Source organism: Streptomyces sp. NBC_00358, from assembly GCF_036099295.1.
Classification (GTDB): Bacteria; Actinomycetota; Actinomycetes; order Streptomycetales; family Streptomycetaceae; genus Streptomyces.
Genome location: NZ_CP107976.1, coordinates 3,730,595 through 3,744,964, shown reverse-complemented (window position 1 = coordinate 3,744,964; position 14,370 = coordinate 3,730,595). Strand labels below are relative to the sequence as shown.

Here is a 14,370-nt window from a genome sequence, read left to right as displayed (position 1 = left end):
TGTGTGGGGGTATGACCGTCTCGACAGTCGAATACATCAGGTACCGGATTCCCGAGGAGCAGTCGGCGGAGTTCCTGGCCGCCTACACCCGGGCCGCCCGCCGGCTCGCCGCGGCTCCGCAGTGCGTCGACTACGAACTCGCGCGCTGCGAGGAGGACTTCGAGCACTTCGTCCTGAGGATCACCTGGACCTCGACGGAGGACCACGTCGAGGGCTTCCGCACCTCCGAGCTCTTCACCGACTTCCTCGCCGAGATCCGCCCCTACATCGGCAGCATCGAGGAGATGCGTCACTACAAGCCGACGTCGGTGCGGGGCCGGGGCGCCTCGGTGCCCACGCTGTACGCCTGGGCGGGCGGCGCCGAGGCCTTCTCCCGCCTCACCGAGGCGTTCTACGACAAGGTGCTCAAGGACGAGCTCCTGGCGCCCCTGTTCGCGGATCTCGCACCCGAACACGCCGTCCACGTCGCCCTCTGGCTCGGCGAGGTCTTCGGCGGACCGCCCGCGTACTCCGAGACCCAGGGCGGTCACGGACACATGGTCGCCAAGCACCTGGGCAAGGGGATCACGGAGGTCCAGCGCCGCCGCTGGGTCAACCTCATCCAGGACGCCGCCGACGACGCGGGACTCCCCACCGACGCCGAGTTCCGCTCCGCCTTCCTCGCGTACACCGAGTGGGGCACGCGGCTGGCCGTCCACTACTCCGGCCCGGACGCGACGCCGCCGGCGGAGCAGCCGGTACCGAAGTGGACCTGGGGAGCGGCGCCGCCGTATCAGCCGTGAGCTGCGAGCCGTGAGCTGCGAGCCGTGAGGCGTGAACCGCGCGGTGTGAACCGTGATCGGCGATCGGCGATCGGCGATCGGCGATCAGGGACCGGTGATCGGCGACCGGTGATCGGTGATCAGCGATCGGTGGATGTCGGAGTGGCCGGCGGGGTGCCGGTCACTGGGATCGGGGTGCCGGTCACTGGGACGAGGACGCGCCCGCGCGGGTCGCGTCCGTCCCCCAGGAGGCCAGCAGCCGCAGCGCCTCCGCCGAGCTCGACCCCGGCTCCGCGTGGTACGTGATCAGGGCCAGCTCGGTGTCGCCGACCAGCCGGAACGACTCGAACTGCAACGCGAGGTCGCCCACCAGCGGATGCCGGAGCAGTTTCACCCCGTGGCTCTTCTCCTTGACGTCGTGCGTCGCCCACAGCCGCCGGAAGTCCTCGCTCTTCACGGACAGCTCCCCGACCAGCGCGGCCAGCCGGGGATCGTCCGGATGGCAGCCCGCGTCCATGCGCAGCAGACACACGATGTCGATCGCCTTCTGCTCCCACTCCACGAACAGGTCCCGGTACTCGGGCCTGAGGAAGACCATCCGCGCCCAGTTCCGCTCCTGCGGCGGCAGCTCCGACCAGTCCCCGAAGACGGCCGCGGCCATCCGGTTCCAGACGAGCACGTCCGAGCGCCGCCCGGTGATGTACGCGGGGACGCCGTCGAGCGTGTCGAGCAGCTGACGCAGCGCGCCCCGGACCTGCTGAGGCCGGGTCGCCTGCTTCTTCTTGTGCTGCTTGGGCTTCGCGAGGTGCGTGAGGTGGTTGTGCTCGGCGTCCGTCAGCCGCAGCGCCCGCGCGATGGCGTCCAGCACCTCCGCCGACACATTGCGCCCATGGCCCTGCTCAAGACGCGTGTAGTAGGCGACCGACACCCCGGCCAGCTGCGCCAGCTCCTCGCGGCGCAGTCCGGGCACCCGCCGGTGCCGCCCGAAGTCGGGCATCCCGACGTCCTCCGGCTTCAGCCGGGCCCGGCGGCTGCGCAGGAACTCGCTGAGCTCGGCGCGCCGGTCGAGCGGGTGGGCCGCCTCCCCGGCGGGCCCCGCGGAGAGCTGTTCATCCATCCGTCCAGTATTCACGGTCGTACGCTGCGGAGCCTGACCCCGCCAGTAGTAGGACCAGTGGACATACGCAGAACCGTGACCTGGGTGAATCCTGAGGGATCGGGCAGGCTGGTCGCCGTGCCCGACGGAAGACAGTCGGGCACGGTCCACCCCCCTCCCGAGGAGAACCCCGGCATGACCACTGTCGTTGCGTACGCCGCACCCGCCGCAAAGGCTCCGCTGGAGCGCACCACCATCGAGCGCCGCGAGGTCGGAGAGCACGACGTCCTGATCGACATCAAGTTCGCCGGCATCTGCCACTCCGACATCCACCAGGCCCGTGAGGGCTGGGGAGAGGCGACCTTCCCGATGGTGCCCGGCCACGAGATCGCCGGCATCGTCTCCGAGGTCGGCTCCGGCGTCACCAAGTTCAAGGTCGGCGACCGTGTGGGCGTCGGCTGCCTGGTCGACTCCTGCCGTGTCTGCGACAACTGCAAGGCCGGTCTTGAGCAGTACTGCACCGGCGGCGGCGTGGGCACGTACAACTCCGTCGGCAAGGACGGCGAGCCCACCTACGGCGGCTACTCCGAGAAGATCGTCGTCGACGAGAACTACACCCTGCACATCCCCGACGGCATCTCCCTCGACGTGGCCGCGCCGCTGCTCTGCGCCGGCATCACCACGTACTCCCCGCTCAAGCACTGGAACGCGGGCCCCGGCAAGAAGGTCGCCGTCCTCGGCATGGGCGGTCTCGGCCACATGGGCGTCAAGATCGCCCACGCGCTCGGCGCCGAGGTCACGGTCCTCTCCCAGTCGCTGCGCAAGAAGGACGACGGCCTGAAGCTGGGCGCCGACCACTACTACGCCACCAGCGACCCGCAGACCTTCAAGGACCTGCGCGGCACGTTCGACCTGATCCTCTCCACCGTCTCCGCCCCGCTGGACCTCGACGCGTATCTCGCCCTGCTCCGGACGGACGGCGCCTTCGTGAACGTGGGCGCGCCCGAGGAGCCGGTCCGGCTCAACCTCTTCTCGGTGATCGGCGGCCGCAAGACCCTCGCGGGCTCCGGCATCGGCGGTATCCAGGAGACCCAGGAGATGCTGGACTTCTGCGCCGAGCACGGCTTCGGCGCCGAGATCGAGCTGATCGACGCGACCGAGATCAACGAGGCGTACGAGCGAGTGCTGGCCAGCGACGTCCGCTACCGCTTCGTGATCGACACGGCCACGCTCCAGTCGTTGCCGCAGTCCTGACAGGATGACACCTGGGCGCCGTTCCGGTCGTACGACCGGAACGGCGCCTTCGTGCGCGAGGCCGGGCGCCGAGACCTGCGGAACAGTTCGGGAGGGTCGTGCTGAACCTTGCCGACCCCGCCGGCCCTGGTGCGTGGTCCCGGGTGGGCTCTAGCGCGAGACGACCGCGCCGTCGTAGACGTTCTTCGGGGTGACGATCTGCGTGATCGCCTTGGCGAGCAGAGTGGACGGCTCCTGGCCCTGGGCGGAGATGTCGGTGTTGATCATGATGACCAGGGTGGCCTTCTTCGAGGGCAGGTAGACGGTCACCGTCTCGTATCCCGGCAGCGAGCCGTTGTGCCCGATCCACCCGTTGGCGTCGAAGATGCCGAGGCCGTAGCTCGTTCCCGGGAAACCGGTCGGCAGCGTCTTCAGGCGCTGCGCCTGGGTCCCGGGGCTGAGCAGGGTGCCGGTGGCGACGACCTTGGCCCAGTGGTGCAGGTCGCGCAGGTTCGAGATCATCGCCCCGGCCGCCCAGGCCCAGCTCGGGTTCCAGTCCGTGGAGTTCTCGACGTCACCGCTGAGCGTCTGGTCGGTGTACCCCTGCGGGTGCGGCTTCGGGAACTCGTTCCCCTTGGGGAACAGGGTGTGACGCAGGTGAGCCGGACGTAGGACCTGCCGGTCGATGAAATCACGGAGCTTGTGACCGCTGACCTTCTCGACGACCAGGCCGAGCAGGATGAGGTTGGTGTTGCTGTACTGGAACTGCGCGCCGGGCGCGAAGGTGTTCGGGTGCTTGAAGCCGTACGCGAGCAGTTCCGGCGGGGTGAAGCTGCGCTGCGGGTCGCTCAGCAGGTCATGGACGAAGTCCGCGTCGGAGGTGTACGGGAACAGGCCGCTGCGCATCTCGGCGAGCTGACGCAGCGTGATGTGGCGGCCGTCCGGTACGCCCCTGATGTAGCGGGAGATCGGGTCGTCCAGCCTGATCCGGTGATCGTCGACGAGCTTGAGCAGCGCGGTGACGGTGAACGTCTTGGTCTCGCTGCCGATCCGGAGGTAGGAGTCGAGGGCCATCGGCCTGCGGGTGGCGGTGTCGGCGACGCCGGTCGCGCGGACGTAGTCCCCCTTGCCCGGCATCCAGAGTCCCACGACGACTCCGGGGATGTTCGCCTGCCGGCGGACGTCCGCGATGGCCTTGTCCAGCCGGGCGGTCAGCTCGGGGCTGAGACTGTGCCGCGGTCCGTCGTCCTCGCGGTACCCGCCGACGCCCGTCGCGCGGACGCCGGTTGTACGGATTCCCGCCGCGTGTTCGGCCGCGGCGGAAGCCGCTGTCATCGGGACCAGCACGGACGCCGCGAGCAGTGCCGCGGCGAACGGACGGCGGTATGGGGTACGTCGCATGTAGGGGCGCCTCTTCCGGGTCGGGGGAACGGACGGCAACATCACCATCCGCGCCCTCGCCCCGAGCCCCGGTCCGATCCGCGTTACGGCAAGTCCACTCGTTCGGAGCCTCCCGCGTCGGCGACACGGCTCAGCCCCCGCCGGCCCGCCTGTCGTGCGCGGGTCCGGCCGGCAGGCGATCCGCGGCGAGGGGCGTACCGGACGGGCCGCGCAACCTTCCGGCGCACGCGTGGGTCTGCTGTACAGCGCATGACGTCAGGAGAGCCATGGACGACCGCGACGACCCCGACGACCGCGGGGAGGCACCCTCGACGGGGCCGGGCACCGTGCCCGAGAAGTGGCCGCCGGGCGCCGGCGTGGCGGCCATCAGGGGGCGCCGCCGCGGAACGGCCGTCCGACGCTCCCAGGAGGCACCCCTGGCCCGATGCGCTGCCTTGAGCGGAAGCGGCTCGCAATCCCTGGGGGACGAATGAACGGGCGGAAGCGGTTCCGGGCGGGAGCGCGGGAAAGGCCTCCGCTGCTTCTGATCGTGGGTGTGTTCATCGCGGGGACCGTCCTGACCTGGCTCGCGGTGACCCATCTCGCCTACGCCACCGGTGTGGCGGGCACGTCCGGGTACCTCCGGGTCGAGGCATGTACGTGGAGCCAGTCCGGCGGCCACCGGTATCCGCACTGCCACGGCATCTTCCGTTCCGCCGACGGGACCGTGGTGGATCCCGACGCCACGATCGACACCCGTCTGCCCGTCGGCAGCACGGTCGCGTTGACACGGACGGCTTCCGACGGCTACGAACAGACAGGCGCCGCCGCCTCGTTCGGATGGCTGGCGCTCTCCCTGTTCGGCCTGATGGTGCTGGTTCTGGGAACCCTGCTCGTACGCGACAGCGCGGGCGCCCGCGGCAGACCCCGCGCGCTGTCGATACTGCTCGGCGCACTGGGCGCCGCGACGCTGCTCAGCGCGTTCATCGGCGGAGTGGCGGGGATCGCCGACGCCTTCTGATCCCCCGACGGCCGATCCACCCGTTACCCGCGTACGGTGTGACCGGGTCGGAGCACGGCGGGCCGGGACGGCCAGGACGTGGTCATGTCGCGTACGTCGGCCCGAACGTGAACGAACAGCAGTAGCGTGCTTCCGCGGGCGAAGGACGGGGGCAGAGTGAGGACATGGTGGCTCGTGCGTGGAGACGTTCGGGTCGGTGAGCTTCGCGAGTATGGGGTCGACCAGCCGACGTTCTTGTGCCATTTCGAGCCGGGACCCGGCTGGGAGACCGTCAGGCCGTTGTTCGAGGCGTGGGCGGCGGTACAAGGACCCGACCCCGACGGACGTCTGAACGCGGAGGCCATACGCCCGCTGATGGCTCTGGGACTGACCCTGCATCCTTCGGACGGGGGTGCCCCGCTGACGTGCTTCGGAGACTGCATCCTGCGCATATACGGGGACAGAGCCCGCCTCCGCTGCTGACCCGCGATGTCCGAATCTGTCCGGCCGGGCGCTGGCGGCGGGCGTCCGAGGCATGTCCCGGGCCGGGCGCAGCCGGGTCGGCCCCGCTCAGCCGGCCCCCAGTCAGTCGGCCGCTGGGATCAGCCCGACCCGGTAGGCGAGGACGACCGCCTGGACCCGGTCGCGCAGGCCGAGTTTGGCCAGGATCCGCGAAACGTAGGTCTTGACCGTCTCGGGGGTGATGAACAGCGCCGTGGCGATCTCCGCGTTCGACAGTCCCTCGGCGATCTGCCGGAGCACGTCGAGCTCGCGAGGGGTCAGCGCGCCGACGAGGTCCTCTCTGGCCTTCCGGGAGGTGTCGGCCGGCCGCAGGTGTCCGGCGAAGTGACCTATGAGGTCGCGGGTGACGGCGGGCGCCAGCAGGGCCTCGCCCCGGGCGACCGTACGGATCCCGTTCACCAACTCCGCGGGAGGAGCGTCCTTGAGGAGGAAGCCGCTGGCTCCGGCCCGCAGCGCGTCGTAGACGTAGGCGTCGACGTTGAACGTGGTGACGACCAGCACCTTCGGCGGGAACTGGGCATCGGGACCGGCCAGTTGGCGGGTCGCCTGGATACCGTCGAGCAGAGGCATCCGGATGTCCATCACCACCACGTCGGGCCGCAGCCGCCGTGCGGCTTCCACCGCCGCGTGCCCGTTCTCGGCCTCCCCGACGACCTCGATGCCGGGCTGCGCGGAGAAGATGGTGACGTAGCCGGTCCGTACCAGTGCCTGGTCGTCGCAGACGAGTACACGGATGGGGGGCGGCGCATCGCTCACGGGGTCACTCCTGAACCGGCTGGGACGGAATCGTCGCGCGGACCTCGAACCCGCCCTCGGGCCGGGGTCCGGCCTCCAGTTCACCATCGAGCATCCGCACCCGTGCACGCAGCCCGGCCAAGCCCCGTCCGCCCGTCGGGCCAGGCTTCCGCGGGACCGGTACGGTCGCCGGGGCGGCGGCGGGCGCGCCGGTCGTCACCTTGATCTCGACGTGCTCCTCGCGGTGCCGGACCAGGACGTGTGCCGGCTGCCCGGACGCGTGCTTCATCGCGTTGGTGAGCGCCTCCTGCACCACGCGGTACGCGGCCAGCTCCACGTCCACGGACCGCGCCCGCCGCTCGCCCTGCTCGCTGAACTCGACCGACTGACCCGACCTGCGGGCCTGTTCGACCAGGTCGACCACCCGTCCCAGGGTCGGGGCCCGGTCCGCACGCGCCGGGTCGTCGACCGCGGACTCACCGGTCGCCTCCAGCACACCGAGCAGGTACCGCAGTTCCGTCAGAGCCCGACGGCCGGTGTGGCTGACGGCCGCCAGTCCCTCCCCGGCCCGTTCCGGCGCGGACGTGAGCAGGAACTGCGTCGCGTCGGACTGGACCACCATGGCCGTCACATGGTGGGTGACCACGTCGTGCAGTTCGCGGGCGATCCGTGCCCGCTCGGCGGCCGTGGCCACCTCGGCGGCCAGCCGCCGCCGCTCCGCCTCTTCCCCTCGCCGCATGCGTACGGCACTCCCCACCAGCCAGATCGCGGCCAGAGTCAGATAGAACGCGAGATAGTCCGGGATTTCCTGTGGTGAGCCGAGGCGGTGCAGGACCACGGCCAGTACGGCGTAGGCCGCACTCGCCGCGACCCTCACAGCGCGGCGCAGGCCGACCTGGTGGGCCCCGGCGGAGTACAGGGCGAGATACAGCCCCACACTCCCGAACGTCGTCGCGAAGCCCAGCGACTGGTGCACGGCGAACGCGCCCCCGACGACGGCCAGACAGGCCGCGGGCCACCTGCGGCGCGCCGCCAGCGGCAGGGTCTGAGCCAGGGTCAGTCCGATGCTCAGCGCGTTCGCCGGCCGCTCGGGCAGATCGCCGATCTGCCCCCCGATGTTCGACAGGGTCGGTACGAAGGCCAGCAGGGTGAGCACCAGAGCAAGGACGCCGTCCTTGACGGAGGCGTCCCGTCCGCTCCACCAGTCACGTAATGCCCGAACGGGCGGGGGACTCCAGAGCGCCTGACGGGACATCACTTCCGTTTCCTCCAGTCGGCCTGTCTCAGTGCCGGGCCCGCCGCCGGGGCAGCAGCCGGCCGTTCCGGTGGGCGAGGACGGCCATCGGGACGGTGATCAGCACACCGAGGACGATGGGCACGATCGACGTCTCCAGGCCGAAGCCGTCGCCGGTCAGCAGGGTGGAACCATGGACGTCGACGGTGTACAGAGCCTCGGGGGTGTGTCCGGAGACCGGGACACCGAGCAACTGCTCGACAGTGTTCCAGGCGAAGTGCAGTCCCACGACGAACCAGATGCTACGCCGCCACAGGAACGCGGCACCGAGCATGACGCCCGCCTCCAGAGCGATCGCCACCACGCTCCGCCCACTGGCTCCCGGAGCCCCCAGGTGGGCGATGCCGAAGAACAACGCGGTGATCGCGACAGCGGCCCGGCTGCCCCACAACTGCTCCAGAGCCTGCAGGGCGAGACCGCGGAACAACAGTTCCTCGGTGACCGAGGCGCCGATCTGCACCATGACCGCGGACCACACGACCGACACGAAGCCGTTGCCCGCCCAGGAGAAGGAGTAGCCCCCGAAAGCCGTGATCAGGAGTGCGGACACGAGGATGAAGCCCAGACCGATCCCGCCGCCGAGCAATGCCTCCCGGGCGGCCCCGCGCCGGGCTATCTCCGGCGTGGAACGTCGTGCGACGAAGCGCATGACCGCCCAGTACACGGCCACCGCGGCTGCCGCTCCCAGCGCCGGCACCGGACCGGGGCCCGTGGCGGTCAGGCCCGAGACGAGGCCGACACCGACCATGCCCGTCAGCATCCAGCCGAGCGGAGACCGAACGATCCGGCCGATCCGGCCGTCGCCCTCCTCGTCCGGGCCGGAGCCTGTTTCGTGCGGTGCGGTGGACGTCGTGTCCATCGTGGCCTCCCCCTGTGGTGGTGGTCGCACCGGTGGCGACCTGACAACCACGCTAGGGACGCGCCGACTTCCGCGAGTCACCCCCACAGGGACAGTCCCTGTAGCTCTCAAAGGGGATGCGCCGCCCCCGCCTGCCTGTCCAGGGCGGGTAGCGAGTCGTGATCGATCGATGCCGTCGCCCTCGGGGCCACACGCTCCGAACGACAGAGAGACACCACCGGCAGTACGGGCCGGGCGGCGAAATCCTCCCGTCGGCCGGCCGGCTGTCGCGGTGGGCCGTGGCCGGGGGAGACGTGGAAGTCGTGGGTGGTCAGGAGGGCAACAGAGGCTGCTCCGTCCAGACTGTCTTGCCGTCGTGGGTGTAGCGGGTGCCCCACCGCTCCGTGAGCTGCGCGACCAGGAAGAGCCCTCGTCCGCCCTCGTCCGTGCTGAGGGCCCTTCGCAGGTGGGGGGACGTGTGGCTGGCGTCGGACACCTCACAGATCAGACAGTGTGTGCGGATGAGGCGCAGGGTGACGGGGCCGTCCGCGTACCGGTAGGCGTTGGTGACGAGCTCGCTGGCGACCAGCTCGGTGGTGAAGGCCATTTCCGACAGCCCCCATTCGGCCAGTTTCGCCGTGGTCAGCTCCCTGGCGCGGCCGGCGGCGGTCGCTTCCAGAGGCAGGTGCCAGGTGGCGAAGTTCTCCGGCGGCAGTACCCGGGTACGGGCCATGAGCAGCGCGATGTCGTCGGTGGGGCGGCGGTTCGTGGGCAGTAGCGCTTCGAGCACCCCGTCGCACGTGCGCTCCAGAGCGTCGGCACTGTGGGCGAGACATCCCTCCAGGTTCTCCAGCGCGGCATCGATGTCCCCGTCGCGCGCCTCCAGGAGGCCGTCCGTGTAGAGCGCGAGCAGGCTGCCCTCGGGGAGGTCCAGGTGATACATCTCGAACGGCAGTCCCCCCAGGCCGAGCGGTGGACCCGCGGGCAGGTCGAGCACGGTCACCTGGCCGTCCGGTGTGGACACCATGGGTGCCGGGTGGCCGGCGCGAGCCAGGGAGCATTGGCGGGAGACCGGATCGTAGACGGCGTAGACGCACGTGGCCCCGACCACCTGCTCGATCGACGACTGATTGTCCTCGGCGCCCGTCTCCACCTCGGCGGCCAGCAGACTGACCAGATCGTCCAGCCGGGCCACCACCTCGTCCGGTTCCAGGTCGAGGCTGGCCAGGGTGCGCACCGCGGCGCGCAGGCGCCCCATCGAGGCCGCGGCGTGGATTCCGTGGCCGACCACGTCTCCCACGACGAGGGCGACTCGGGCCCCCGACAACGGGATCACGTCGAACCAGTCACCACCGATGCCCGGTTCACCGCTCGCCGGGAGGTACCGGCAGGCCACCTCGACGGCGGGAAGGTCGGACACCGTGCCCGGCAGGAGACTGCGCTGCAGGGTCAGAGCGGCGCTCTGCTGCTGGGTGAAGCGGCGCGCGTTGTCTATACAGACGGCCGCACGCGAGGAAAACTCATGGGCCACCGCGGCATCGTCGTCCTCGAAAGGCTCCGAATGGCGCACGCGCCACAGGCTCACTACGCCCAGTACCCGGCCGCGTGCCATCAGGGGCACCGCGATCAGGGTATGAGCGCCGAGAGCCAGGGCGCCCTCGATCCGCCGCCGGTCCATGCCGTACCACTCGGGGCGGAGGGACAGCGGCCGTTCGAGAATCGGGCGACGCTCGGCCAGGCACCGCGCCTGCGGGGACTCCGGAAGGAGCGGGACCACGTCGCCCTCCTGCAGCGGGACCTGTGGTTCCGGGGGCGAAAGGGCCACTCTCAGGAGCACACCTGCCATGTCCATGGGTAGTTCGTCACCCAGTGCCACCGGTTTCAGGAGGTCCACCGAGCAGTAGTCGGCCAAGCCGGAGACGGCCACCTCGGCCAGTTCCCGGGCCGTCTGCGTCACGTCCAGTGAGGTTCCGATCCGGGCGCTGGCCTCGTTCAGCAGAGTGAGCCTGCGGCGCGCTCGGTGGCGCTGGGTCACGTCCTCGATCGTCTCCGCCACGCCGAGAACCCGGCCCGAGGAGTCCTCCATCCGGAACGCGGAGACGGACACCATCCGTTCCTGCCCAGGAGCATGGCGTGTGCGCGCCGACTGCTCTGTGAAGATCAACGGCTCGCCGGTCTCCAGGACGTGGCGTACCCGTTCCTCGGCCGGACCCGCGTCCTCGTCGACCAGGAACTCACCGGAACGACGGCCCACCGGCGCTTCGGCCGTGATGCCGCTCGCCTTTTCGATCGCACGGTTGACCCGGATGACCTTCCTGTCCGGGCCGTGGATGGCCAGGCCGATCGGGGACCGGTGGTACAGGCCGTCCAGCAGCGCGCGGTCCCGCTGCCAGGCGACGATTTCCGCGGCGGGGGCACCGACCAGGAACCACTCCTGACGATCTCCGTCGCGGGTGATCGCGCGGGCCCGGAAACCCATCTCCACGCGCCGTCCGTCGTGGTGCCGGACGGGCAGGACTCCGAACCAGCCCCCTGCCCTCATGGCGTCCACGACGACGGACCGCGCGACGGGCAGGTCACGGGTGTCGACCAGGAGGTCCCGCCACGCCCGTCCGAGCACTTCCTTGGCGCGGTAGCCCAGCAGTTCCCGCGCCCGTGCGCTCCAGCCGACCACTGTGCCGTGATCGTCGAGCACGGCCGAAGCGGCATGCCCCAGGGCGAACGGATCCTCCGGACTCTCACTGAAATGCATCGAGGGCGTCCCCATAACCACCCCTTTTGTCGACGTGACTCCGATGGTCCTCCTCCCGGTCTCCGTCCGCGACTCTCCCGTTCCTCTCGGCTCGGCGGTTCGACAGGAGTGACATCGCGGCGCTCGGCGTGTGCGGGCTAACGCCCGCAGGGAAGGAGGTGGCGACGGCTCGGGACCACTCCGTGACGCAGGCCGGCGAAGGCGCTTCGGCGGGAGTCGCCATGGCGCGTGTTCACGGCCGTCCCCTCCCCGCTTGCCCGAACCGGCCCGGACGACTCGGCCGCGGCACCACCCCGACGATGACGGGGCCAGGCAAGTCCGTGCTGCCGCGTGCCCCATGGGGCGCAGCCGTTCGTCGGGCTGAAGCGGACTTGATCGTTCCGTCGACCGTCGATCGGCGATCGTGACCGGCCGCCGGGTCGAACAGGCGACTACGCGGAAACGCAGCGGGGGCTCACGAGCAGGGCGCGCAGCGGGGCGGTGTCGGGCGTGTCGGCGACGGCGGCGTCGATGGCGTCGTCCATGCCCTTCTCCCAGGACTCGGGCAGAATGAGTCCAGGCTGCCCCGACCAGGCGATGTCCGGTTTCGCGTATCCGGACTCGACGAGGCGCTGGTGGACCATGCCCGCGAGCCCGTCGAAGACCTTGGGCCGAATGAAGTTGCGGGCGGACGGCCCGGACAGTCGCGCCGCCTGATGCGGCTTTGTTCCGCGACCCCCGCGTTGACCTCGGCGACCAGGTAGACCTCGTTCGGCGGCCGTTGCCCCGCCACTTCGGCGGCAGCTCGTATCTGTCTCCACGGCTCGGGCTGAAGCGAACCGAACGCTGTCATGCGGAAGCCACCACCTCGCCGGCCATGACCTGGGGAGGGTTGGGGAGCAGCGACGCAAGGTTGTCCCGCACGAAGTCCGCGGCCCTTGAGACCGATTCCTCGGCACCGGCCCGGTCCTGGAAGACGCTGGTCGAGACCATCACTCCGTCCCCTGCGTCGATCCAGTAGTAGGCCACGAAGCCGGAGACCTGGCGCATGAGCGCCACGAACCCCTCGTTCACGAGACGAGCCGCCTCGGCCGAATCGGTCACCCCTTCGTACCGGCGGACTGCTGCGTACATCGCCAAGCTCCTCACGGCGTTGTGGGTTCGCTCTCTGCTGAGACGTCGTACCCGTGCGACGACTGCCTGGCTCATGAGGCGTACGGCAGTCACCTGAAGGGCTGCCTCGGGTGATCCGAACGGCGGCCGCCGGCCCGGACGCCCGGCCCTGCGCACGTCTGCCAGGAGACGGCATCGACGTGGAGCAGAGCAGCCTCGGGCGGTAACTGCCCGCAGCCGGAAGAGGCTGCGAACGCGGCATGACGATCCATGTCAGGCCGTGCTCACACACCGGCATCCCGCGAGACCGCCGGGTCGGCCGCCGCGTGCTGCGGTGTCGGCGCCTGCTGCACACCCGCCGAGACCTCGGCCGACCCGGGCCTCACGGTCGCGGATCGGTACGGCCGCCGTCAGTGCGAGAGCGTCGCCGGGGTTCCGCCGTTCGCCTCGTAGCCCGCCACCGCCAGGGCCCGGTATATCGCGTAGTCCGCGGCCGGGTCGGCGGTCAGGGTCCAGGGCAGGGCGCCGACATGGCCGTCGACGTGCACGAGCTGGTTCATGGCCTCGGACCAGCGTTCGCCGCGGACCAGGAAGAGGACCAGCAGGTGGCGGACGTGGGCGAGCATCGGGTCGTCGGGGCGGGCCGCGTGGACCGCGTACAGGGCGCCGTGGACGGCCTTGGTCACGACCTCGCTCTGGTAGAAGCTGCGGACCAGGTTCACCTCGGGGAGGTGCTCGAAGACCGCGAAGAGCGGCATCGCCGCGAGCAGGGAGCCCTGCGGCGCGCGGGCCGCGGCGGCCTCCGCGAACGCGTACGCCGTCTCCCGCGAGCCGTGCCACTTCTCGCACCAGTAGTGCAGGGCCGCCAGATGCGCGCCCATGTGGGTGGGCGCGCGGTCCAGGATCTTCAGCCAGAGATTCTCGAACTCCGGCTGGGAGTAGGCGAGTCCGCGGGCCACCGACAGCTCGATGATGTACGGGACCGGGTCGCCGGGGGACAGCAGTGCCGCGTCGCCGCACGCGGCCCGTGCCTCCTCCATGATGATCCGGAAGTCGTCGGTCCCCGGCGTCGAGGTCCGCCATGCCTGCTGCACCAGGAACTCGGCGTGCACCGCCGCGCCGCCCGCGTCCTTGGGGGTCTCGGCACGCCACACCCGCAGCCACTGGCCGCCGGGGGTCTCGCTGACCCCGCCGGGGCGCTGCTGGAGTTCCAGCGACGCGGCACCCGCGAAGGCCTGCACCCGCTGCCAGCGGGTCTCGCCGTCGGTCTCCGTGCCGGCCAGCAGCTGCGAGGCCGCGCGGTAGTCATGGGTCCGCTGCACCACGTCCAGGACGTTCAGCAGATCCGCGTCCGGACCCGGCATGCGGATGTCCAGCTCCTCCTGGCGCAGGAACCCGTAGTTCGCCGGGTCCGCGGCGTCCGGGTCGCCGGGCGAGACCAGCTGTACACCGGTGCGCCTGCGCCGGAACACCGGCAGCAGGACCAGGCTGAACATCGCCAGCGCCATCAGGACCCAGAGAATCTGCATGGCTCAAGCGAACCAGACGGGTCCGACAATTGGCCAACCCGGTCCCGTCACCCGCCCGCGAAGGTCCCGTCCGCGGGCCTGTCACCGGCCCTTTTGGCCCGTCCGCGGCCCGTCTCCGGCCTGTCCGAGCCCCGTCCG

12 protein-coding genes are annotated in these 14,370 nt (G+C 70.6%); 3 read left to right on the top strand and 9 right to left on the bottom strand.

Annotated features, from left to right (window positions below; translation table 11 throughout):
- The first annotated feature begins 11 nt into the window (after positions 1–11).
- Positions 12–782: a group II truncated hemoglobin gene (locus OHT01_RS15570; protein WP_328553762.1), complete on the top strand. Its 771-nt coding sequence runs from the start codon at positions 12–14 to the stop codon at positions 780–782.
- Between the two features lie 181 nt (positions 783–963).
- Here OHT01_RS15570 and OHT01_RS15565 read toward each other — a convergent pair whose 3' ends face one another.
- Entirely contained in the window at positions 964–1,878 is a 915-nt protein-coding gene (locus OHT01_RS15565; RefSeq protein ID WP_328553761.1) for a helix-turn-helix domain-containing protein, read from the bottom strand.
- Between the two features lie 174 nt (positions 1,879–2,052).
- Between OHT01_RS15565 and OHT01_RS15560 the strand changes: the two genes are divergently transcribed.
- Positions 2,053–3,111, top strand: coding sequence for an NAD(P)-dependent alcohol dehydrogenase (locus tag OHT01_RS15560; protein ID WP_328553760.1), 1,059 nt, complete (start codon positions 2,053–2,055; stop codon positions 3,109–3,111).
- A gap of 150 nt (positions 3,112–3,261) precedes the next feature.
- Here OHT01_RS15560 and OHT01_RS15555 read toward each other — a convergent pair whose 3' ends face one another.
- Entirely contained in the window at positions 3,262–4,491 is a 1,230-nt protein-coding gene (locus OHT01_RS15555) for a serine hydrolase domain-containing protein (RefSeq protein WP_328553759.1), read from the bottom strand.
- A 529-nt stretch (positions 4,492–5,020) separates the two neighbouring features.
- Here OHT01_RS15555 and OHT01_RS15550 point away from each other — a divergent pair.
- The gene (locus tag OHT01_RS15550) at positions 5,021–5,491 is read left to right on the top strand and encodes a hypothetical protein (protein ID WP_328553758.1); all 471 of its coding nucleotides are present in this window, start codon (positions 5,021–5,023) and stop codon (positions 5,489–5,491) included.
- Between the two features lie 564 nt (positions 5,492–6,055).
- Here OHT01_RS15550 and OHT01_RS15545 read toward each other — a convergent pair.
- The 7 genes from OHT01_RS15545 to OHT01_RS15515 form a co-directional block, all read right to left on the bottom strand.
- Positions 6,056–6,748 carry a response regulator transcription factor gene (locus OHT01_RS15545; RefSeq protein ID WP_328553757.1) on the bottom strand — a complete coding sequence of 231 codons (693 nt, stop codon included), beginning with the start codon at positions 6,746–6,748 and terminating at the stop codon, positions 6,056–6,058.
- Between the two features lie 4 nt (positions 6,749–6,752).
- Positions 6,753–7,985, bottom strand: coding sequence for a sensor histidine kinase (locus OHT01_RS15540; RefSeq protein ID WP_443043400.1), 1,233 nt, complete (start codon positions 7,983–7,985; stop codon positions 6,753–6,755).
- Between the two features lie 25 nt (positions 7,986–8,010).
- Positions 8,011–8,880: a CPBP family intramembrane glutamic endopeptidase gene (locus OHT01_RS15535; RefSeq protein WP_328553755.1), complete on the bottom strand. Its 870-nt coding sequence runs from the start codon at positions 8,878–8,880 to the stop codon at positions 8,011–8,013.
- 310 nt (positions 8,881–9,190) lie between these two features.
- Entirely contained in the window at positions 9,191–11,611 is a 2,421-nt protein-coding gene (locus tag OHT01_RS15530; protein WP_328553754.1) for a SpoIIE family protein phosphatase, read from the bottom strand.
- 431 nt (positions 11,612–12,042) lie between these two features.
- Positions 12,043–12,234, bottom strand: coding sequence for a hypothetical protein (locus OHT01_RS15525; protein WP_328553753.1), 192 nt, complete (start codon positions 12,232–12,234; stop codon positions 12,043–12,045).
- A 205-nt stretch (positions 12,235–12,439) separates the two neighbouring features.
- Positions 12,440–12,724, bottom strand: coding sequence for a hypothetical protein (locus OHT01_RS15520; RefSeq protein WP_328553752.1), 285 nt, complete (start codon positions 12,722–12,724; stop codon positions 12,440–12,442).
- Positions 12,725–13,113: 389 nt separating this feature from the next.
- Entirely contained in the window at positions 13,114–14,232 is a 1,119-nt protein-coding gene (locus OHT01_RS15515; RefSeq protein WP_328553751.1) for a hypothetical protein, read from the bottom strand.
- Positions 14,233–14,370: the final 138 nt, after the last annotated feature.